At 39.1% G+C, this 21,704-nt stretch carries 19 protein-coding genes; 14 read left to right on the forward strand and 5 right to left on the reverse strand.

From position 1 onward, the window contains the following. From QNH43_RS11635 to QNH43_RS11645, 3 genes are all read left to right on the forward strand, one after another. The gene (locus tag QNH43_RS11635; protein ID WP_349654812.1) at positions 1–1,341 is read left to right on the forward strand and encodes an acyclic terpene utilization AtuA family protein; all 1,341 of its coding nucleotides are present in this window, start codon (positions 1–3) and stop codon (positions 1,339–1,341) included. After that, positions 1,322–1,645, forward strand: coding sequence for an AtuA-related protein (locus QNH43_RS11640; protein ID WP_283917945.1), 324 nt, complete (start codon positions 1,322–1,324; stop codon positions 1,643–1,645). Before QNH43_RS11635 ends, QNH43_RS11640 begins: the two co-directional genes overlap by 20 nt. A 239-nt stretch (positions 1,646–1,884) precedes the next feature. Beyond that, entirely contained in the window at positions 1,885–2,037 is a 153-nt protein-coding gene (locus QNH43_RS11645) for a YfhD family protein (RefSeq protein ID WP_076368975.1), read from the forward strand. Between the two features lie 463 nt (positions 2,038–2,500). On the opposite strand, the gene QNH43_RS11650 is transcribed toward QNH43_RS11645, so the two are convergent. Beyond that, on the reverse strand, positions 2,501–3,010 hold the full coding sequence (locus tag QNH43_RS11650; RefSeq protein ID WP_283918342.1) for a divergent PAP2 family protein: 510 nt from the start codon (positions 3,008–3,010) through the stop codon (positions 2,501–2,503). A 264-nt stretch (positions 3,011–3,274) separates the two neighbouring features. Here QNH43_RS11650 and QNH43_RS11655 point away from each other — a divergent pair, with 264 nt between their 5' ends. Both QNH43_RS11655 and QNH43_RS11660 read left to right on the forward strand, forming a co-directional pair. After that, the gene (locus tag QNH43_RS11655) at positions 3,275–3,646 is read left to right on the forward strand and encodes a hypothetical protein (protein ID WP_283917946.1); all 372 of its coding nucleotides are present in this window, start codon (positions 3,275–3,277) and stop codon (positions 3,644–3,646) included. A 29-nt stretch (positions 3,647–3,675) separates the two neighbouring features. Further along, entirely contained in the window at positions 3,676–4,950 is a 1,275-nt protein-coding gene (locus QNH43_RS11660; RefSeq protein ID WP_283917947.1) for an erythromycin esterase family protein, read from the forward strand. A gap of 453 nt (positions 4,951–5,403) precedes the next feature. Here the strand turns inward: QNH43_RS11660 and QNH43_RS11665 are convergent, their stop codons facing one another. Beyond that, on the reverse strand, positions 5,404–5,844 hold the full coding sequence (locus QNH43_RS11665) for a GNAT family N-acetyltransferase (protein ID WP_283917948.1): 441 nt from the start codon (positions 5,842–5,844) through the stop codon (positions 5,404–5,406). Positions 5,845–5,966: 122 nt separating this feature from the next. Between QNH43_RS11665 and QNH43_RS11670 the strand changes: the two genes are divergently transcribed. Continuing rightward, entirely contained in the window at positions 5,967–6,419 is a 453-nt protein-coding gene (locus QNH43_RS11670; RefSeq protein WP_076368980.1) for a MarR family winged helix-turn-helix transcriptional regulator, read from the forward strand. Between the two features lie 124 nt (positions 6,420–6,543). Here QNH43_RS11670 and QNH43_RS11675 read toward each other — a convergent pair whose 3' ends face one another. Genes QNH43_RS11675 through QNH43_RS11685 form a run of 3 tightly spaced genes read right to left on the reverse strand, consistent with a single transcriptional unit; the run spans position 6,544 to position 10,600 of the window. Further along, complete coding sequence (locus tag QNH43_RS11675) at positions 6,544–8,403, reverse strand: ABC transporter ATP-binding protein (RefSeq protein WP_283917949.1); 1,860 nt, start codon at positions 8,401–8,403, stop codon at positions 6,544–6,546. Beyond that, positions 8,400–10,124, reverse strand: coding sequence for an ABC transporter ATP-binding protein (locus QNH43_RS11680; RefSeq protein WP_283917950.1), 1,725 nt, complete (start codon positions 10,122–10,124; stop codon positions 8,400–8,402). Before QNH43_RS11680 ends, QNH43_RS11675 begins: the two co-directional genes overlap by 4 nt. After that, positions 10,121–10,600, reverse strand: coding sequence for a MarR family winged helix-turn-helix transcriptional regulator (locus QNH43_RS11685; protein WP_283917951.1), 480 nt, complete (start codon positions 10,598–10,600; stop codon positions 10,121–10,123). The genes QNH43_RS11680 and QNH43_RS11685 overlap by 4 nt, the downstream gene beginning before the upstream one ends. Before the next feature lie 476 nt (positions 10,601–11,076). On the opposite strand from QNH43_RS11685, the gene QNH43_RS11690 reads away from it, so the two are divergent. The 8 genes from QNH43_RS11690 to QNH43_RS11725 all read left to right on the forward strand — a co-directional run bounded on the left by QNH43_RS11690 (position 11,077) and on the right by QNH43_RS11725 (position 21,445). Further along, complete coding sequence (locus tag QNH43_RS11690) at positions 11,077–12,072, forward strand: thiamine pyrophosphate-dependent dehydrogenase E1 component subunit alpha (RefSeq protein WP_283917952.1); 996 nt, start codon at positions 11,077–11,079, stop codon at positions 12,070–12,072. A gap of 12 nt (positions 12,073–12,084) precedes the next feature. Continuing rightward, a complete protein-coding gene (locus tag QNH43_RS11695) occupies positions 12,085–13,068 on the forward strand; it encodes an alpha-ketoacid dehydrogenase subunit beta (protein WP_076368985.1) in 984 nt (327 codons plus the stop codon). 209 nt (positions 13,069–13,277) lie between these two features. Continuing rightward, entirely contained in the window at positions 13,278–14,645 is a 1,368-nt protein-coding gene (locus tag QNH43_RS11700) for a sigma-54 interaction domain-containing protein (RefSeq protein ID WP_283917953.1), read from the forward strand. A 437-nt stretch (positions 14,646–15,082) separates the two neighbouring features. Further along, positions 15,083–16,639 carry an acyl-CoA synthetase gene (locus QNH43_RS11705; protein WP_283917954.1) on the forward strand — a complete coding sequence of 519 codons (1,557 nt, stop codon included), beginning with the start codon at positions 15,083–15,085 and terminating at the stop codon, positions 16,637–16,639. 178 nt (positions 16,640–16,817) lie between these two features. Further along, positions 16,818–17,612 carry an enoyl-CoA hydratase/isomerase family protein gene (locus tag QNH43_RS11710; RefSeq protein WP_283917955.1) on the forward strand — a complete coding sequence of 265 codons (795 nt, stop codon included), beginning with the start codon at positions 16,818–16,820 and terminating at the stop codon, positions 17,610–17,612. Positions 17,613–17,881: 269 nt separating this feature from the next. Continuing rightward, positions 17,882–19,348: a GntP family permease gene (locus tag QNH43_RS11715; RefSeq protein WP_283917956.1), complete on the forward strand. Its 1,467-nt coding sequence runs from the start codon at positions 17,882–17,884 to the stop codon at positions 19,346–19,348. A 163-nt stretch (positions 19,349–19,511) separates the two neighbouring features. Further along, complete coding sequence (locus QNH43_RS11720; RefSeq protein ID WP_283917957.1) at positions 19,512–19,955, forward strand: MaoC/PaaZ C-terminal domain-containing protein; 444 nt, start codon at positions 19,512–19,514, stop codon at positions 19,953–19,955. 566 nt (positions 19,956–20,521) lie between these two features. Beyond that, positions 20,522–21,445, forward strand: coding sequence for a DMT family transporter (locus tag QNH43_RS11725; protein WP_076368991.1), 924 nt, complete (start codon positions 20,522–20,524; stop codon positions 21,443–21,445). The last annotated feature ends 259 nt before the right edge of the window (positions 21,446–21,704 follow it).

Raw genomic sequence — 21,704 nt, forward strand, 5'->3', positions numbered from 1 at the left:
ATGTTGATTAGAATCGGTTCAGGTGCAGGATTTTCAGGTGATCGGTTGGAACCCGCACTACTCCTTGCAGAAAAAGGGAATTTGGATTATCTAGTGTTGGAATGTTTGGCGGAACGGACAATCGCGCTGGCGCACAAGCGAAAAAAAGAGAATTCTTCATTAGGCTATGATCCGCTGCTTGAAAAGAGGATGGAGCTATTACTTCCAACACTCATTCAAAATGGTGTGCGATTAATTACAAATATGGGAGCAGCCAACCCGGTCAGTGGCGCTGAAAAAGTAATTGAAATTGCCCAACGACTAGGTCTTTCTATCAAAGTGGCGGCTGTGACAGGGGATGATGTATCGTCATTCCTGGATACAGATGCCCGGACTATGGAAACAAATAAGCCTCTACATTCGTATGGCCCAATTTTATCGGCAAATGCCTATCTTGGTGTGGAAGCTATTTTACCTGCGTTAGAAAAAGAAGCAGACATTATTCTGACCGGGAGAGTGGCGGATCCATCCTTATTTTTAGCGCCAATGGTTCACCACTTCGGATGGTCGATTGACGAGACAGATTTGATTGCAAAGGGCACCATTATTGGCCACCTTTTGGAATGCGGTGGTCAAATTGCTGGCGGTTATTACGCAGATCCTGGAAAAAAGGATGTTCCACACTTGGAGAACTTAGGATTTCCGTATGCAGAGGTACGAGCAGACGGTTCTGCCTTGATTACAAAAATTTCAAATACAGGTGGAGTTATCAATCTAATGACGGCGAAAGAACAGCTTTTATATGAAGTCACAAATCCGAACGAATACATTACACCTGATGTAATTGCAGACTTTATGTCAGTAAAGCTTCGAGAGGCAGGGCCGAATCGAATTGAAGTAACAGGAGGGAAAGGAAAGAAACGGCCGGAAACGTTAAAAGTAAGCGTCGGTTACCATGCAGGGTTTATAGGTGAAGGAGAAATTTCATATGCCGGTTCAAATGCATGGGGACGGGCACAACTAGCTGGAGACATTATGAGAACGAGACTTGAGAAGAGTTTTGATGAGTTGCGGATTGATTATATCGGTGTTTCATCCACACACCGGAATACGTTTGGACAATGGAATGAACCATACGAAGTCCGACTAAGGGTCGCAGCTAAAGCACAAAGTCTAAGCGAAGCCGCTAAAATTGGTGAAGAGGTTGAATCTCTTTACACAAACGGGCCAGCCGGTGGAGGAGGAGCAAGAAAGTATACACACGAAGTTTTAGGAATTGTTTCTTCTCTACTTCCTCGTGAAGAAATTGAAGTGAATGTTGTAATAAAGGAGAGTGTACTGCATGAAGAGAAAACTATATGAGCTTGCCCACAGTCGCGCCGGTGATAAAGGGAATATTTTGATGCTTTCGCTTATTCCATATCATGAAAAAGACTATTCCCTTTTATGCAAAGAAGTAACAATCGAGAGAGTAAAACAACATTTTAAGGACATTGTTGATGGTGAAATTTTTCGATATGAGATTCCAAATATCGCTGCTCTTCAGTTCGTTTGCCATCAAGCTTTGCTTGGCGGGGTTACAATATCACTCGGTATGGATACGCATGGGAAAAGTTTGAGTTACGCCTTATTGGAGATGGAAATAGAGGTACAAGAAGCGTTATAGGAGGGGGATAAAAAAAATTTATAAATAGTATCGGACGTTATATCATCTGTTTGAAGACCATCTGCATCAAAGAAAAGGGTTTCTTTTTCAACACTCGGTGCGTTAAGTGGTATAAGAAGGAGCTGTTCCAAAAAACTGTTCTTAAGATAAAAATGTTCGTTCATGAGCAAATCTAAAGATATATAAATGTGGTTCTTAGCCATACTAATAAAGATTAAAATTCGTTAGGAGGCAATATAATGGGAAGATCAAACAATCATAAACCATCTAGCAGCAAAAAGGCGTTACCTCAAACTCCCGAAAACTTAAAAATAGAACCGGATCGTGTTGATGAAGAGTTTTCTCGTGAGCTAGGTGAAAGTGGAAAAATAAGAGCTACAAGACCTAAATGAAACAAAAAAAGTGAAAGATACGGAATGATTTTTACACTCCTTTTTAAATTTAAGTAAAACAAAAAAACGCGCTGTTTTTTTATTTTCTTATAGAATCAAAGGTGCGTTAGTGAAACAATAATCGCGGAACGGAAGTGGTTTGGCGAAAAAACTTTGCAAGCTTACTTAAGAGATCGATTTTATAGTTAATGAAAAAAGGATCTTCAATTTGGAGATCCTTTCATACTGTTTCTTCAACTAAAGATAATCTTAGTCGAAGAAACAGTGTCACTTTCATAAATATCAATAGTAGTTAACACTCATTTTTTCCGGATTTATAAGAAAAAGCCTTACTGAGATAGTCTTTTTAGGTAGTTACATGTTAAAAATATCTATATTTGTTGGCAATTTATAAATCTTGGATGATTTATTTAGACTCTTTCTTACCTAGTTCCTTACATACCTTACTTCATGATCTAGAATATCAAGGCTTGCCCGCCGTAATCAGCCGTTTGATTCTAGAGGGCTTGCCATCCTCCAATTTAGCTGAAATTAGCCCAAGTACTACTCCAAGCAGCGCACCTGCTCCCACTTCCACAGGCTGATGTCCGAGCAGTTCATTCAGTTCTTTCTCACGCTCCACATACTCAAAGCTTGGAAACTCTCCAGAAAATTTCGCCATATTATCTTCAAGATCATTCACAAGCTTAGCAATTTCGCCTGTATGGCGCCGAATCCCCTGAGCATCATACATCACAATTACGCCGAACACTGTCGCAAGCGATGTTTCCGTATGCAGCCAGCCTTTATTAGCTGCCACATAAGATGCCAGTGCGGCCACACCTGCAGAGTGCGAACTTGGCATGCCACCTGTTGAGAAAGCCTGTTTCAAATCCCACTTTCCTGTCAGCTTATTATGCGTTAAAATTTTCAGTCCTTGTGCAATGCCGATCGCCGACAGCGCCGTTAAAATTCCCCGATTCATCTTTTCCATGAGCAACTCCTCCACTCCAGACCAGTCCAACCTAATCCAGGAATTTATCTTCTTTCTTTTGATACCCAAAAAATAATTTTTATATGCGGAAGATCCATGATTATCGGCATTTATTAAAAGTCTACTTGTGTTAAGTTTCATGTATATAATGGCCCTTTTTCAGTGTCCGTGTTCGATTATTTCATAATAATATTTATAGGATGGGTACCTTAAGGAAAATATATAACGGAAGATTATTAACATGGTGTTAAGGGTGGCAATGGGATGAACAAGATCAAGGATATAAATCCGGAAGAGTTAAAAAAGATCATGAAGGTAACCGAGCGAATGACTTTTACAAAAAACTTCAGGTCCGCTACGGCTGAAGAATGGTTTGTTTTCATTCCAGGCTTTAATGATCCAATTACTGAAGGAGCTGCTGGAAAGGCTATAGTGCACTACAATCTATATGGAAACAAAGATATGTTCATTAACACGACAGTAATTCTGGATGATCCTATACTATTTAAGGAAGAAAATTTTCAGCTGGTTTACTCAATTTGTGATGAACTTATAAATCGTCTAGTAGGATACGCTGATACTTTACTGTCAGTACACGCAGGTTCAAATTCTTATAATGCTGAATACAAACGATAATGTTCGTAAAAGAACAAGGAGGAAAAACAGTGCATCATAATCTGGTTCAGTCAATAATCGAACAATCAGTCAAGCTTAAAAGTGAAGCAGATTGGGATAAGCTCATTCAACAAGTCAAAAATTCAAAATTTGTTTTGCTGGGAGAGGCATCGCATGGAACATCCGAGTTTTACACGGCCCGAGTTGAAATAACAAAAAAACTGATTCAAGAAAAAGGGTTCACCTTTGTAGCCGTTGAAGGCGATTGGCCCGCATGCCAGGCAATTAATAGGTATGTTAAAGGCTATGACCAAGTATCTAAATCGGCAAAGGATGTGCTTAAAATTTTTGACCGCTGGCCGACCTGGATGTGGGCGAACGAGGAAATGATAGACTTGATTGAATGGATGAAAGAATACAATGAGTCTGGACAAAATCAAACAAAAGTAGGATTTTATGGGATAGATATCTATAGTCTCTGGGAATCCATGGATGAAGTTATCCATTACTTAAAACAAATTGATTCGCCTGACCTCGAAGCTGCAAGACGGGCGTTCACATGTTTTGAGCCTTTCAATCGTAATAATGAGGAGTACGCAGTTTCCGCAGGCATTTTTTCAGAAGACTGTATAGAGGAAGTAGCCAAATTACTGACAACGATACAACGAAAAAAAGAAAAATACCCCCATCATGAAGAATTGAATTTGAATCTTCAAGTGAATGCATTAGTAGCGTATAATGCAGAAAATTATTACAGGACAATGGTGGTACATGATGATAAATCATGGAATATTCGAGATATGCATATGGTGGATGCACTTAATGAAATTATGGATTTTTACGGTTCAAAAGGCAAGGCGATTGTATGGGAACATAATACCCATGTTGGCGATGCCAGCGCTACTGATATGAGAGATTCCGGGATGATTAACGTAGGTCAGGTCATTCGTGAGCAAAACCCAACCGAGGATGTATTTATCACAGGATTCGGAACCTACAGAGGAACTGTTATTGCAGCAGATGAGTGGGGCAAGGATCTTGAAATAAAAACAGTACCCCCTGCAATTAATGGAAGTTGGGAGGAGGCCATGCATCTTTCGGGGGCGTATGATAAATTGCTCATTTTCACTGATGAAAATCGTCAGCTATTCCAAGATAGGATCGGACATCGGGCGATTGGGGTTGTATACAGACCTGAATATGAACAATATGGAAACTATGTACCTTCTGTAATGTCAGATAGATATGATGCTTTTATTTACATTGATGAAACTCAGGCGCTTCACCCGCTTGTTCATGAAACAGAAACAGCACCCGTTGTGTAATATATTACAAGCCCTTAATGACATTCCATGTTATTAAGGGCTTGTTCGTGCTTATTCCTATTGCCCAATGTTGGTGTTTTAAAAAATTGTCCTCGCCAAAATGAAAAATATCACTGCCCCAATGACTGTGAAAGACGGAGAACTTTCACTGCTAAATATAAATCCGCTTTTTGTTGATTGAACTTTCGTTTTATTTTGAAGAGTCAGAAAAACGTTCGACTTTGGTATAACAATACTAAGACCTGTTATTAAAGCAGGTAGTAGAAGCATAAATTCTGGTTTCTTCCTTTCTTTTAAGCGAACTTAAAAGTATCGTGTGGAAAAAATCAGACCAGAATGGCAGCAAATGGTGAGGTTCCACGGTCTGATTGTATCGTTAAAGAACAACCTATAGTAAATAGCATGATCCCCTCAAATATAGGTTAATGTTTGTTTTATTCACATTTAACACACTTATTCATTCATTAATTCTTTTATCATTAAAAGATGTGGACCGCCATCTTCCATAAAGACATCGGATGAAGCCTGATAGCCGAGTTTTTTATAAAACCCCTCTGCCTGTGTCTGTCCATGTAATTTAACCTTGGATAATTCCTTTTCCATTGCGATCTCTTCTAACGTTTTAATTATTATTTTTCCAAGGCCAAATTTACGGTAAGGCTCCAATATGCAAATTCTCTCCAATTTACCTAAACCATCAACAACTCTTAACCTTCCAGTTCCTACTGGTTTTTCATTATAATAGACTAATATGTGTTCAGAAGAAGCATTAAGTGCATCAAATTCATCAAATTCAATTTCTAATTGGAAACCCTGTTCCTCAACAAATACTTCTTTTCTGATATGAAAGGCTATTTTTAAATCATTTTCAGTAGTAATTCTCTTTGAATCCAATGTTCTTCATCCCTTTTCTAGATTTATGCAATAAGACAAGTCATAATAAATGTATATCCTTTTTTAGTATAAACGAAATTATTTTTGTTGTAAATACAACAAAAAAGTTAGGGGCACTTTGAATGAAAGAAATACTCCGTGAAATTGGAATGATAGCAAGGGCATTGGACTCTATAAGTAATATTGAATTTAAAGAATTTGACCTTACAAAAGGGCAGTATTTGTATCTTGTCCGAATATGTGAAAATCCAGGAATCATTCAGGAAAAGTTAGCAGAAATGATAAAGGTTGACCGAACGACAGCGGCTCGTGCCATTAAAAAACTTGAAATTCAAGGTTTTATTGAAAAGAAAAATGATGAGGGCAACAAAAAAATTAAAAAGTTATATGCTACTGATAAAGGTGAAAAGGTCTATCCCTTTTTGAAAAAAGAAGGGGAGTATACCGACAAGGTTGCATTATCTGGGTTTTCTTTGGAGGAAACGGAAACGATGTTGCATCTTCTTCAAAGGGTCAGAAAAAATATTGAGGTAGATTGGGAATTTGTTAAAAAGGGAAATAAAAGGGGATATTGATACAGCTTATAAGTTATCGCTGATTTATGGATGCCTAATTGGTGTGAGCCTCCATGGAATGTTTGTGGATAGAAAATTTATAAAGAGAGGCTCGATTCCGATTGGAAATTGAGCCTCTTTCTTATTATCCAGCTGCATTTTCAGTAAACTGACTATTGTAAAGATCTGCGTAGAAACCATTCAGCCTCAAAAGGTCTGAATGGGTTCCCTTCTCTATCACTTTTCCTTGATCCATAACAAGAATCAAATCTGCATCCTTAATCGTTGAGAGACGATGGGCAATGACAAAGCTAGTTCTTCCTTCCATCAGTCGGTTCATGGCTTTTTGGATAAAGACTTCAGTCCGAGTGTCCACACTAGACGTCGCTTCATCCAATATCATGATTGGTGGATCTGCTAGAACAGCTCGGGCGATTGTCAAAAGCTGCTTTTGGCCTTGGGAGATGTTCGAAGCTTCTTCGTTTAAGACTGTCTCATAGCCATCTGGCAGTGTCCGAATGAAATGGTCGGCATGTGCCGTACGAGCAGCTGCGAAAATTTCTTCATCAGTTGCTCCATTCTTGCCATAAGCGATATTTTCTTTAATCGTGCCATTAAAGAGCCATGTATCTTGAAGCACCATCCCAAAGTTCTTTCGAAGATCACTACGGGACATACTCCTTGTATCAAGACCATCAATATTAATCTTTCCGCCATTTAGTTCATAAAATCTCATCAAGAGATTTATCATGGTCGTTTTTCCAGCACCAGTCGGTCCAACGATTGCGACCGTCTGTCCAGACATGACATCGATGTTCATATCTTTAATTAACATTTCTTCCCCATATCCAAAGTCCACATGTTCGAAAGAGACAGCACCAATTGCCCTTTTTATATTAGCTGTGGTTTGTTCTTTCATTTCCTCTTCTTCATCAAGTAGTTCAAAAACACGCTCAGCTGCTGCAACCGTCGACTGAATAATGTTTGCGATGTTAGCCGTTTGTGTGATTGGCTGGGTGAACTGCTTTGAATAAGTGATGAACGCTTGAATATCACCAATTGAAATCGAACGTTGCGTTACCAATATTCCGCCGACAACGCTGATGAGGACATAGCTCAAATTTCCGATAAAGAACATCAGCGGCATGATGATACCAGATATAAACTGTGCTCTGCTTCCCGCTTTATACAATTCTTCATTAACCGCAGTAAACTGGGCACTCGCCTTTTTTTCATGTCCGAATGCTTTAACGACTTGATGGCCGGTATACATCTCTTCAATGTGCCCATTTAATTGTCCGAGTTTACGTTGTTGATCGGCAAAGTACTTTTGGGATTTTTTCAAAATAGGCCGGATTGCAAATATTGATAAAGGTAAACTGACTATCGAGATTAATGTCAATAACGGGCTAATTGAAAGCATCATGATGATAATCCCCAAAATCGTTACGATTGATGTGATGAACTGCGTTAAGCTTTGCTGAAGGGTGCTCCCGATTGTATCAATATCATTTGTCATTCGGCTAAGTGTTTCTCCGTTTGGACGTCCTTCAAAATATTTGAGTGGAAGTTTCTCGAGCTTTTCGTTAACATCTTCTCGAAGATCATATACCGTGTCTTGTGCAACACTTGACATAATGTATTGTTGTACATAGTTGAAAAGGCTGCTTAAGGCATACAGTCCAGCAAGGAGCAGAAGGATATGACCAATTTTATCAAAGTTAATGGCTGCTCCTGGTATCCCTTGGAATTTTCCGTACGCTCCTTCGAATAATTCCGTAATTGCCGTTCCCATGATTTTTGGTCCGACAATCATAAAAATCGTACTCATGATTGCAGCAAAGAACACGGCAATCAATTTGTTGCGCCGAGGTTTTAAATAGGTCAAAAGACGTCTTAGTGTTCCTTTAAAATCTTTAGCTTTTTGACCCATCATCATCATGTTACCGCCACCAGGACCATGCCCAACATGACCGCCGCTTTGAGGTTTTTTTTGATTACTCATGCAATTTCCTCCTCCGTGAGCTGTGATAAGGCGATTTCACGGTATATGTCGTTTGTACTTAGCAACTCTTGGTGTGTGCCCATACCTACAATGTGTCCTTCGTCTAACACAATGATTCGATCAGCGTCAACCACCGTACTGACACGCTGGGCAACGAGCAGTACCGTCGAATTTTTCGTTTCATCTTTCAGGGCTGCGCGAAGTTTGGCATCCGTCTTGAAGTCAAGTGCAGAAAAACTATCATCGAATATATAAATATCGGGTTTCCGAATGAGTGCCCGTGCAATCGAAAGCCGTTGTTTTTGCCCGCCTGATAGGTTTGAACCGCCTTGTTCGATTTCTGCCTGATAGCCGTCTTTCATGTTGCTGATAAAATCTTCCGCTTGCGCGATCCGAGCAGCACGCTCGACTTCATCTTGTGTGGCTGTTTGTTTTCCAAAGCGAATGTTTTCAGCGATCGTACCTGTAAAGAGGACAGCCTTTTGTGGTACAAAGCCAATTTTTGAACGAACTTCATCTTGTGAAGACTTACGAATATCAACACCATTGACGCGAATCGTTCCGCTTGAAATATCATAGAAGCGGGGGATCAAATTGACGAGCGTTGTTTTCCCTGAGCCTGTTCCACCGATTATTGCGGTGATTTCACCAGGACTTGCAGAGAAACTAATATCCGATAATGCAGGTTCTTCTGCTCCTGGGTAACTGAACGTCACATGTTCAAATTCAAGTGTACCGTATTCACGATCTGCCTTTTCTGTACCCTCATCCAGGAATGAAGGTTTCATGTCAAGGACTTCGTTTATCCTTGTTGCCGACACGGCCGCTCGTGGTACCATAACGAACATCATGGAAGCCATAACGAGAGCGAACATAATTTGCATAACATATTGGATAAAGGCCATTAGGTCCCCGATCTGCATACCGCCGTTATCAATACGAACTCCACCAAACCAAATGATGCCAACTACCGTCAAGTTCATTACAAGCATCATTACAGGCATCATGAAGGCCATGATTTTATTGACTTTGATCGAAACATCCGTCAATTCTTTATTCGCTTTCTTTAGACGTTCTTTCTCTTGTGTTTCACGATTGAAAGCTCGAATGACGCGAATACCAGTTAAATTTTCTCGTAATACAAGGTTCAACCGATCTAATCGTTTTTGCACCGTTTGAAAGAGTGGTACACCTTTATATAGAATAAGCAAGATCGACCCAATCAATAAAGGCATTGTGACAACAATGACAAGTGATAATCTTGCATCCATGGATACAGCCATTATCACTCCGCCGATTAACATGATAGGTGCACTGATTACCATACGAAGCATCATGATAACCACTTGCTGGACTTGCGTTATATCATTGGTCGTCCGTGTAATCAATGACGCCGTACCGACTTCATCAAATTCTTGTAACGAAAATTTTTCAACATGATTAAAGACTTTCAGGCGGAGATCGCGTCCCATTCCCATTGCCGCTTTGGAAGAATAGTAGCTTGCGATTATGGATGCACAAGCGCCAAGTGCGGAAACCAACAGCATCAAACCACCGATTTCCCAAATGTATGGAATGTCTCCTCGAACGACGCCTTTGTCAATAATATCAGCCATTAGTGTAGGCAAAAAGAGGTCCGACATGGATTGAATAAAAACCAGACCGATAACTGCTGAAATAATCCACTTATAAACGGATAAATTTTTCAGTATTTTTATCATTTTGAACACTCTCCCTGTTCGGTAGCTTGCGCTTCTAAAAAGTTTGTAATTTGAAGATGCGTTTCTAGCAACCCTTCAAACTGTTCGTCGGAAAGCATTTCAATGGCCGTTTGAAAGACTTGGTGAATGCTTCCTTCGTGAAAATGAATCGTTTTTAATAAATTTTTCCCCTGATCGGTGATTGACAACTGAATCTCACGCCGGTTGCCCTCCACATGCTCACGGTGGAGCATGCCTGCCCGAACGAGACCATCGACCGCTTGGCTCAAGGTGCTTTTTGGAAGAAATGTTTTCTCCCCCACATTTTTTTGAGTGGTTTCTTTGTAAAGGGTAATGGTCATCAAAATGGAATATTGAGGAACTGTTAATCCATTTTCCGCGGCTGTCTTTTGAACGAAACGCATGATATTTTTCTGCACGCTCCAAAATGAACGCAATAGTTGTACGGAACGCATTAATTGTTTTTCATTCTCCACTCAACATCACCATTCTTTCTGTTTTGAACTGTTCCATTTCGAACATTTAATTTTATGAATCACTTTAATTTACAGCTATTTTTCCGCTTAGTCAACAAAAAAACGATCACATAATTTCGGTGTTTATCTAGACCTTGGTCGTACATAAAAATAAGCTTTGTTTCTTCAGCGAAAATCTGAATTGTCTAGGCAATTCATCATCGCGTGAGAAAACCCACTTTTCCATATACTTGATTCAATAGACATAAAAATGTCCTTTTAACAGAGTGAAATTAGTTGGAAATTTGAGATAAAAAGTGGTAGGATAATATTGCATTGAGTTAGTACCAGGTAATAATACTAGATGATAACGCATTTGAGGGTGTTAGATGGCAAGCATGCATACATAAACGCGATTTTTCTTCCTTAGATAAATACCGGATATAAAGTTTGTTTTAACAGAAAAATGTATTGATTATTAGGAGGGATGATGACATATGGTTGAAAACCGTCATCTACAGGCAGGTCTCAGTGATGAGCAGGTGCTTGAGATGTATAGAATAATGTTATTGGCAAGACGTATAGATGAACGGATGTGGCTGTTGAACAGATCTGGAAAAATTCCTTTTGTCGTTTCTTGTCAAGGGCAAGAAGCAGCTCAAGTGGGAGCTGCATTTGCATTGAATCGTGAAACGGATTATGTCCTTCCTTATTACCGCGATCTCGGTGTGGTGCTTGCGTTTGGGATGACCGCAAGGGATTTAATGTTATCCAGTTTTGCAAAAGCGGAAGATCCAAATTCGGGCGGGCGTCAAATGCCTGGGCATTTTGGGCAAAAAAAGAATCGCATCGTGACGGGATCTTCGCCAGTTACCACTCAAGTCCCACATGCAGTGGGGATTGCACTCGCTGCAAAAATGGAAGGAAAAGATATTGTTTCATTCGTTACATTCGGAGAGGGGTCATCAAACCAGGGTGATTTCCATGAAGGAGCGAATTTCGCAGGTGTACATAAACTTCCGGTTATCTTGATGTGCGAGAATAATCAGTATGCCATCTCCGTACCGATTGAAAAGCAATTGGCTTGCGGGAAAGTGTCGGACCGGGCGATTGGTTATGGCATGCCAGGGGTGACGGTTGATGGAAATGACCCGATCGAAGTATACCGGGTGGTGAAAGAAGCGGCAGAGAGAGGCAGGCGTGGTGAAGGACCAAGCTTAATCGAAACGGTTTCATACAGGCTTACACCACACTCGAGCGATGATGATGATAGTCAATACAGGTCGCCTGATGAAGTGGCGGAGGCAAAAAAAATAGATTCGATCATCACTTTCGGTGCCTATTTAAAAGAAGCAGGAATCATGGATGATCAAACGGAGAAACAAATGAACGAGGAAATAATGGAAATTGTGAACGAAGCGACTGACTATGCGGAAAATGCTCCATTTGCAAGTGAAGACACGCTCTCAAATTACGTTTACGCAGGTAAGTAAGGAGGAAAGAAGATGGCAGTGATATCTTATATAGATGCCGTGATAATGGCGATGAGGGAAGAAATGGAACGTGATCCCCGTGTATTTGTATTAGGTGAGGACGTAGGGGTAAAAGGCGGAGTGTTTAAAGCGACTACAGGGTTATACGAACAATTCGGGGAACAGCGTGTCATTGATACGCCGCTTGCTGAATCCGCAATCGCAGGAGTTGGTATCGGCGCGGCCATGTATGGAATGAGGCCGATTGCGGAAATGCAATTCGCTGATTTTATCATGCCCGCAATCAACCAAATCATTTCGGAAGCTGCAAAAATCCGCTATCGCTCCAATAATGACTGGCATTGCCCTATCGTCATCAGAGCTCCATACGGCGGGGGTGTACATGGGGCGTTATACCATTCACAATCCGTTGAAGCCATTTTTGCCAATCAACCGGGACTTAAAATTGTCATGCCCTCTACACCCTACGACGTGAAAGGTTTATTGAAAGCAGCCATTCGCGATGAAGATCCAGTCCTTTTCTTTGAACATAAACGTGCCTATCGCCTTATTAAAGAAGAAGTGCCGAATGATGATTATGTTTTACCGATTGGGAAAGCGGATGTAAAACGTGAAGGCGAGGACGTTACAGTGATCACTTACGGCCTTTGTGTTCATTTTGCGCTTCAGGCAGCTGAAAGGCTGGCCAGTGATGGCATTTCCGTTCATATTCTTGATTTACGAACCGTTTATCCATTAGATCAGGAAGCCATTATGGAAGCTGCATCTAAAACAGGAAAAGTCCTATTGGTTACTGAAGATAATAAGGAAGGAAGCATCATTAGTGAAGTATCGGCGATCATTGCAGAAAACTGCCTCTTCGATCTGGATGCCCCAATCATGAGACTCGCGGGCCCGGATGTCCCAGCGATGCCATATTCACCATCATTGGAGAAATCCTTCATGGTGAATCCTGAAAAAGTGGAAAAGGCACTTAGGGACCTTGTTGCCTATTGAACGAATCTTAAAATAGTACAAACAAAGCATCCTCCATCTGGGGGATGCTTTGTTTGTTCACGTGATTGATCATGCCCATGAAAAATCAATTAAGGAAATCGCCAAGGATGTCACTTGATCAAAAATACGCATGAATAAAAAAATCATTGAAACGGCATTTGAAATGCGTGGTATTATATGGTAAAGAATTCTATGTAAAGGAGCTTAAGATGAATACTGGACAATTCTCCAATAATAAACTATTAGATATAGTGTTTGAAAGTACATATTATGGAATTGTAATTGTCGATAGTAATGGGAAAATTCAATACATTAGCAATAAATATTGTGAATTTTTAAATGTTGAACGCGACACAGTGATTGGTGAACATGTGACGAATATAATTGAAAATACAAGGCTACACCTTGTAGTGCAAATAGGTAAATCGGAAATCGCTGATATACATTTTATTCGTGGTGATTTTGTTATTGCAAATCGCATTCCTATCATCGAAAATAATGAAATAATTGGTGCAATCGGGACAATAATGTTTCGTGATCTTGATGACTGGAATAAAATGAATAGTCACATTAAGGAGATACTGACAAAAAATAATTTTTACAGAAATGAAATAGATGTTACAAATGGAGTAAAGTATTCCTTACACAACTTAATTGGAACTTCTCAAGAAATACAACAGTTAAAAGAACGTGTGAAAAGGTTGGCTAGAGGTGATATCTCTGTACTAATTAGAGGAGAAAGCGGTACAGGCAAGGAAATAATAGCACATAGCATTCATCAGTTAAGTGGAAGAAGCGACAAGCCGCTTGTGAAAATAAATTGTAGTTCAATTCCGGAACACTTGCTAGAATCTGAACTTTTCGGATATGAAGAAGGTGCCTTTACAGGGGCAAAAAAGGGAGGTAAAATAGGAAAGTTTCAATTTGCTGATGGTGGGACGGTTTTCCTAGACGAAATTGGTGATATGCCTCAGCAAATGCAAGTCAAGTTATTAAGGGTCCTTCAGGAGAAAGAGTTTGAGCCTGTAGGTTCGCTTTACCCAAAAAAACTAAATGTACGAGTGATTGCTGCAACAAATCGCCCTTTAGAAAAATTGGTTGAAGAAAAGCTATTTCGTGAAGACTTATTTTATAGAATTAATGCTGTCCAATTATTTGTTCCTCCTTTAAGAGATAGAATTGAAGATATCCCTGTACTTGTAGATTATTTTTTTAAAAAAATCACAGCTCGAATAGGAAAACGAGTAACCTCCATACACCCAGAGGTGATTTCATTAATAGAGCGCCATAACTGGCCAGGGAATATCAGAGAACTAGAGAATGTGATTGAAGCAGGTGTTCACCTATCAAATGAAGAGGTAATGGGAAAGGATGCTTTACCTGATTATCTAAAACTTCATAAGGTGCATATGAAAGAATTAAGTTTAAAGGATTGTGTAGAGGAAACAGAAAAGAAGGAAATCGAAAGAGCGTTAAGGAGGTTTAAGTTTGATAAAAAAAGGGTTGCGGAAGCTCTTGGAATAGGGAATTCTACCCTTTACGATAAAATTAGAAAATATCAGATTTCTGACCAATAAAAATAAATCCGGGATTTCAGAATTCATTCCGAAATCCCGGATTTATTTTTTAATTTCCGTATTAATGTTGATAGAGTTCACATTAAAGGAGAAACAAGGCTATAAATTATGAAAATTAATGAATGAAAAATCAGCTGATCTTACTTCAGTTGATTTTTTTTGGTTATTTTCCGAAAAATCGGAAAATAAGTTTATTGGGTTTTCCTCGATTATTAAGGACAGTAAGTCAGTAAGGGTTTTTTCCGTTTTGGAATGAATCTTGCATTTAAAATTAGAAGAAAGGAGGAAAGAAAACGATAAAGATGAGTGGTCAAAATAATGGCATGTAAGAGGGCCCCGTTTAGAAAGTTTGAGAATTGATTTGAACATTATTGAATTTAGCGGCATTGCAGCCTAAATTTTGTCTGTATTTTTTTAATTAAAAAGGAGGGATTTCATTGGATGTCGGTTTTATCACAAGAAAAATGGCGAATGATTTAAATAATATAAATCCTAAAAAAATAGCAATAAAAGAAGAAGTAGGGAAGTCGATGACGTACATGGATCTCCACCTTATATCAAATGCGTATGCAAACAAGCTTTACGAAATTGGAGTGCGAAAAGGGGATCGTGTCGGTATTTTACTATACAACTGTCTCGAATATTTTAGTCTATATTTTGCCATTGCGAAAATCGGTGCAATTGCAGTTCGACTTAATTTTAGGCTTTCAAGTGCTGAGCTTGAGTATGCATTAAATGATTCACAGACAAAAATATTGTGCTTCCATTCTAATTTAGCCAATCAGCTGGAATCAGTTCGTAATCATGTTTCTGTTGAGCGTTATTTTTGTCTTCCTCATAGAAATGGCTCAGCTCCAGGGTGGTCTGAGTCATGGAGTGTTTTAGAAAGTGGTTCGGTAGATGAGGTCAAAGTCGATAATATTAAATTAAACGATCCAGTTATGCTTATGTACACATCAGGAACAACGGGAAGACCTAAAGGTGCGATTTGGACTCATGATACAACTTTCTGGTTTTCCACGATACAAGCTCTGAAATGGAAATTTACAGGGCGAGAAGTTGCGATGACGACAGGGCCACTATACCATGTTGGAGCGATGGAAGATATTGCACTTCCCATTCTACTGATGGGTGGAAGGGTAATAATTACAAAAAGCCAAGAATTCGAGATTGGAAGAATTCTTTCTGTTATTGAAGAGGAAAATGTGACCGATTCTTTTTTATTCCCTTTCATGATTTATGAAATGCTAAATTTGCCTGAAATTGAAAAGTATCAGCTTAAATCTTTAAAGACTATTTATACAGGTGGTGACCCGCTTATGCCATGGGCACTGGAACAATTAAAAAAGAGGTATCCTCAAATTGGAGTTGTTCAAGTTTACGGGTTAACTGAAGGACAGCCAATTGCGGCTTCGCTTGAACCAAAGGATGCTTTTACAAAAAGCCATACCGTTGGAAAGCCGATGCCACTTACAGAAATAAATATTATCGATGAAGAGGGAACGCCTTTGCCAGTTGGTGAAATTGGTGAAATTGCTATTAAAAGTCCAGCGGTGTCTGAGGGGTATTGGAGGAAACCAGATGCCACTATGGAAACATTTGTGAATGGGTGGTGTAAAACAGGAGACATGGGAAAATTCGATCATGATGGGTATCTATCAATTGCAGGCAGAAAAAAAGATATGATTCGGAGCGGTGGTGAAAACATTTACTCAGCGGAAATTGAAGATGTCTTATACCGCCATGAGGAAGTGAAGGAAGTTTCAATAATCGGTATTCCTGATCCCAAATATATTGAGGCTGTATGTGCTGTTATTGTTAAAAAAGAAGGAGCCAAACTGACGGAGGAAGATGTTGTTAATTATTGTAAGGAACATCTTGCTAGCTACAAAAAACCTAGAAAGGTCACATTTGTTGATGAAATACCACGTACCCCATCCGGGAAGGTTCAAAAGTTTATTCTTCGTAAACAATTTAGTGGAATGGATAAATAAGGGGTTTATGGAGGGGTGAAAAAGGTTTTGTGAATACATTATTTCACTTTGTTTTAAAAGTCACACAACCACAAAGGATTCTCTCATAAATATCTGGGGCACCCACTGATTCACGTTTTTTAAATATGCCAGAGCATTTGGAACCCACATGTACACTTTAGGTTTAGGAGGAAAGCTGATGAAGAATAAGGATCAAGTTGTTTCATGGTCAAAACAGAGTAATATTGCAACGATTATTATTGATAATCCACCTGTTAATGTATTGAGCGCAGATGTAATAGAACAATTGAATCTTGTGGTGGATGAAATTGAAAGCGATTACAATATTAAGGTCATTATACTTACCGGTGAAGGCGAAAGAGCTTTTGTTGCTGGAGGAGATATTAAAGAATTTCCGGAATGGATTGGAAAAGGAGTGGAGGAAGGAAAGGGGAAATCACTTTGGCTTCAGGAACCACTTAATAAAATTGAACGGTTATCTCGACCAACTATTGCTGCAATCAACGGGTTAGCACTAGGTGGAGGATGTGAACTTGCCTTAAGTTGTGATATTCGAATTGCGGAGGAACATATTAGGATTGGTCTTCCTGAAATTAAATTGGGATTGTTTCCAGGTGCAGGGGGAACTCAAAGACTTCCTAGACTGATAGGTAAAGCCAAAGCAAAAGAAATGATCTTTACTGGAGAACCACTGAATGCAGAAGATGCCAAACAAATAGGGCTTGTTAATCATGTTGTGCCAAAGGGCGAATCTTTAGAAAAAGCAAAGGAAATGGCAAAATGTATTTGCAATTATTCTTTACAATCTTTAACTTTTGCAAAGCATTCTATTGATTTTGGTTATGAACAAACACTTGAAGATGGACTTCTGGTTGAAGCTGAAAATTTTGGTCATGTTTTCCAGACTAAGGACGTAAAGGAAGGAGTTGAAGCCTTTATCAATAAAAGAGATCCAAACTTCATTGATCAGTAATCCCTCATGACTAAACCAGACAAGCCCAATGTTGAAAAAGGTTCTGAAGCTGGGATTGGAAAAATGGCAAATTCTAAAGTAACTCATCTTTGTTAATAAACAAAATCGTTTAATAGGAACAGTGGATTTACTCGGGAAATTAATTAGAGTTATTAACTAAATGTGCACCGGAAAACTGTCCTAAAATGCCAATAAGTCTTGGGGCAAAGCATTCAAACCAGCAACAAATGATCACATATTATATTTTAAGAAAAAAGGGGGAAGTCGAATTGGATGTATTGATCATTATTATTTCACTAGGATTACTCATGTTTCTAGCATATCGAGGATTTTCCGTTATACTTTTTGCACCATTGTGCGCTTTGTTTGCTGTATTTTTAACGGATCCTGGACATGTTTTACCTTTCTTCTCTAATATATTTATGGTTAAGTTAGTCGAATTTGTTAAATTATATTTTCCGGTTTTTCTACTAGGTGCTATTTTTGGGAAATTGGTTGAAATAAGTGGTGTTGCAAAAAGCATAGCTAAAATTATTGTCCGTTTTATCGGAGCTAAACAAGCCATTCTAGCCATTGTGATAATGGGCGCAATCCTGACATATAGCGGAGTTAGTTTGTTTGTTGCAGTGTTTGCCATCTATCCATTTGCTGCTCAGCTGTTTCGCGAAGCTAATATTCCAAAGCGATTAATTCCTGCGACAATCGCAGTTAGTGCATTTACCTTTTCCATGGATTCACTTCCAGGTTCTCCACAAATTCAGAATGTCATTCCGACGGGATTCTTTAAAACTGACATCTATGCTGCACCGACATTGGGGATCATTGGGGCAATATTCATCATTTCGTTGAGCCTTTTATACTTAAATCATTGTCGACATAAGGCAGCTAGAAACGGTGAAGGGTATTTTGGAATTGGTGATAAAGCTATTGATAAGGAAGCCGCTGAAGCAGAAATGGCAGCCAGTTCTGCTATATCAGTGGAAACGACTAACAAGTTGGGAATCGATTCTGAAAAAGCTATAAATAGAAAAGACTGGCTTGCTTTTATTCCGTTGGTGTTAGTCGGAGTGATGAATAAGTTTTTTACTGAGTCTTTTCCTCTTTGGTATGCCAAAGGATTCGATTTTGCTACGATTGGGTTAAAAGATTATGGTATTGTCGATATGTCTAAAGTTATTGGTGTCTGGTCTGTAGAGATGGCTCTTATTCTCGGAATAATAGCCATCGTCTTATTAAACTTTAAAGCTGTTAAATTAAATTTCAATACGAGTATTAATATAGGCATTAGTGGGGCATTGCTAGCAACCATGAATACGGCAACCGAATATGGCTTTGGAGGTGTGATTGCAGCTTTACCCGGCTTTACTGTGGTACAGGATTATCTCACTGGAATGTTTTCGAATCCTTTAATTAATGGGGCGATCATGACAAATGTTTTGTGTGGCATTACTGGATCAGGATCTGGTGGCATGAGCATTACGTTGAGTTTAATGGCGGATACGTATATACAAACTGCTGCTCATTTTGACATTCCGTTGGAAGTTTTACATCGTGTCATTTCTATGTCAGCAGGTGGATTTGATACTTTGCCACATAACGGAGCTATAATAACTCTTCTAGCTGTTACTGGACTCACACATCGCCAGGCATATAAAGACATTTTTGTTATTACCATTATAAAGACACTTGCTGTATTCTTTGTAATTGGTATATTCAGCTTGTTTGCAATCGTTTAACCATTTCCCGTTGAACATAGGAATATACATTTCTATTTCTAGCTTTAACCGCTATTTATATGGAATAATATGTATCATAAATGAAAAAAATTATTCGTGAATAATATTTAATATCAGAATCTTCCGACTGATGATTCAATCACAAATAAAGGGGGATGAAGTAATGTTTAATAAATATTTTCATCAATATGAAATCGGAGAAACATGGATGTCGAAAGGACGTACTATAACCGAGGCTGATTTAGTAATGTTTTCTGCATTTAGCGGTGACTGGTTTCCTCTCCATACTGATAAGGAGTATGCAGCAAATACACAATTTAAGCAACGCATAGCCCACGGAATGCTTATACTTTCGGTTGCAACCGGCTTATTTCATTTTGAACCGGGAATCGTTGTTGCATTTTACGGTTTGGAGAAAGTTCGGTTTATAAACCCAACTTTTGTTGGGGACACGATACATGTAGAATTAAAGGTGATTGACCTTTTTGAAAAAGGCTATCAAGGTGTTGTGACAGTCATCCAAGAAATAAAAAAACAAACCGGAGAAACTGTAGCCATAGCCAACATGAAAATAATGGTCAATTCTGATGCCAATGTAAAAATATAGTAGTCACTTGATTTATTAGGCGACAAACATAAAAATAATTGAAAAGGTAATACGAGCTTTGGACTACTATCACTATCATTAGTATAGTCAATCGAATTAGCTTATAGATAGAAGAGGAAATTCGGAGTAAATGTATTACACCAAAATTTAGCACTGAATATAAACGGGCGGTAGGAGGAAACGAAATAACATGCTGCGTTTTTAAGGCAAGCCTATAGACTGGTTTGCCTTTTTTATGACCTTCAGCACTTATATTTATTCACATGGTTGCAACCCTTTGACTCCGTTCGTTTAATCATTTTGGCAATTTCACTGATGGTTTTACCTTCAAGATAAAGGAAGCAGCATGTATCGTTCGAACATTCTTTTGCAATAGGAAAAAGCATGGCTTATCTTCATCATTCATTTGATTCGAAATCTGCGGCATTTTTTTTGCCTTTATAAGGTTTTGTTTATTCTATATCCAATTTGGCGGAAAATAACTTTCAAGTTCTTAAATGGCAAGATTTTATATGAAATCCATAACAATGTTTGTCATAATAAGAAAGTAGGAAGGGGGGAACATCATGCTTCGATTATACGGGGCTTTAATCGGCCTTAGTTTGATATGGGGTTTATCGTTCGTTTTCATGAAGTGGCTGCTCCCGCCAGCGGGAATTTGGGGGATTGTGTTTCTCCGCTGTTTGGCGGGTGCTGTTGTTCTGCTTCCCATTTTATGGTGGAAGCGCAGTGAAATCAACTGGGGATTGCCATGGAAAGCGCTGGTTGTTGTCGGAATCTTCAATTGCGGATTAGCATGGGGTTTAATTGCTTTAAGTGAAACAGAGATTAACAGCAGCACGGCATCGATTCTTAATGCCACCACTCCGATCTGGACGGGGATCATCGGATTTATCATTTTTTCTTATGTTTTAACCGCCCGACAATGGATGGGCATTCTTATCGGTTTTTTCGGAATTCTAGTGTTGATGGATTTTCAAGTCGGTCAGCTTTTCGGCAAGGAATTCATCGGGATCGGGACAATGCTGCTTGCGTCCACCTGTTATGGTTTTGCCGGCCAATATACGAAAAGATTTCTTTCCAGTACCAGCATATTGGTCATTACTACGTTTACGCTGCTCACGGGTGCCTTTATCGGTTTGATAGGGATGTTAATAACAGGTCCGATTAAGCCAGTGATGTTGATGGACCCGCTAACGATTTTCTCCATAGTCGGTCTTGGGTGCTTTGGCTCTGGGCTCGGCCAGCTGATCTATTTCTACATTAATAAAAATGGCAGCCCAGAGTTAGCCGCAACGGTTACATACCTTATTCCTGCAAGCGCTATGGTTTGGGGGTATGTCCTGCTTGGAGAAGCGATTAATCCTAATGTAATTATTGGCCTGCTGATTATTTTCGCAGGGGTTTATCTTTCTTCTAAAAAGTCAAAAGAAAAAGATGGTGCTAACTCTTCATCGGGAAAACAAGCGGAATTCCGTCATGTAAAATAAGTAACCAAAAAGAAATGGCCCTCACGTAAAGGTTTTGTCTTTACCTGGTGGGCTTTTGTATTGAAATACTGATTCTATTTTACAAACAACTGATTGATCGTCTTTGCCGCGAATTATATCTATAGACAGTAACCCCTATTCGGAATGGCATTTGCTTTAGAACATTCTGTTTCCATGATTCTTTCGAAAAACAATTAAATTCAATTGAAAATTGACAAATTTTTTTAGAATTTATTTTGACTTTGAGATATATTAATTT

Source organism: Peribacillus simplex, from assembly GCF_030123325.1.
Lineage (GTDB): Bacteria > Bacillota > Bacilli > Bacillales > DSM-1321 > Peribacillus > Peribacillus simplex_D.

What these genes read in the sequence shown, in the direction of transcription:
- QNH43_RS11635 (WP_349654812.1), top strand. Translation starts at nt 1, where the DNA reads ATGTTGATTAGAATCGGTTCAGGTGCAGGATTTTCAGGTGATCGGTTG.
- QNH43_RS11640 (WP_283917945.1), top strand. Translation starts at nt 1,322, where the DNA reads ATGAAGAGAAAACTATATGAGCTTGCCCACAGTCGCGCCGGTGATAAA.
- QNH43_RS11645 (WP_076368975.1), top strand. Translation starts at nt 1,885, where the DNA reads ATGGGAAGATCAAACAATCATAAACCATCTAGCAGCAAAAAGGCGTTA.
- QNH43_RS11650 (WP_283918342.1), bottom strand. Translation starts at nt 3,010, where the DNA reads ATGGAAAAGATGAATCGGGGAATTTTAACGGCGCTGTCGGCGATCGGC.
- QNH43_RS11655 (WP_283917946.1), top strand. Translation starts at nt 3,275, where the DNA reads ATGAACAAGATCAAGGATATAAATCCGGAAGAGTTAAAAAAGATCATG.
- QNH43_RS11670 (WP_076368980.1), top strand. Translation starts at nt 5,967, where the DNA reads ATGAAAGAAATACTCCGTGAAATTGGAATGATAGCAAGGGCATTGGAC.
- QNH43_RS11675 (WP_283917949.1), bottom strand. Translation starts at nt 8,403, where the DNA reads ATGAGTAATCAAAAAAAACCTCAAAGCGGCGGTCATGTTGGGCATGGT.
- QNH43_RS11680 (WP_283917950.1), bottom strand. Translation starts at nt 10,124, where the DNA reads ATGATAAAAATACTGAAAAATTTATCCGTTTATAAGTGGATTATTTCA.
- QNH43_RS11690 (WP_283917952.1), top strand. Translation starts at nt 11,077, where the DNA reads ATGGTTGAAAACCGTCATCTACAGGCAGGTCTCAGTGATGAGCAGGTG.
- QNH43_RS11695 (WP_076368985.1), top strand. Translation starts at nt 12,085, where the DNA reads ATGGCAGTGATATCTTATATAGATGCCGTGATAATGGCGATGAGGGAA.
- QNH43_RS11700 (WP_283917953.1), top strand. Translation starts at nt 13,278, where the DNA reads ATGAATACTGGACAATTCTCCAATAATAAACTATTAGATATAGTGTTT.
- QNH43_RS11710 (WP_283917955.1), top strand. Translation starts at nt 16,818, where the DNA reads ATGAAGAATAAGGATCAAGTTGTTTCATGGTCAAAACAGAGTAATATT.
- QNH43_RS11720 (WP_283917957.1), top strand. Translation starts at nt 19,512, where the DNA reads ATGTTTAATAAATATTTTCATCAATATGAAATCGGAGAAACATGGATG.
- QNH43_RS11725 (WP_076368991.1), top strand. Translation starts at nt 20,522, where the DNA reads ATGCTTCGATTATACGGGGCTTTAATCGGCCTTAGTTTGATATGGGGT.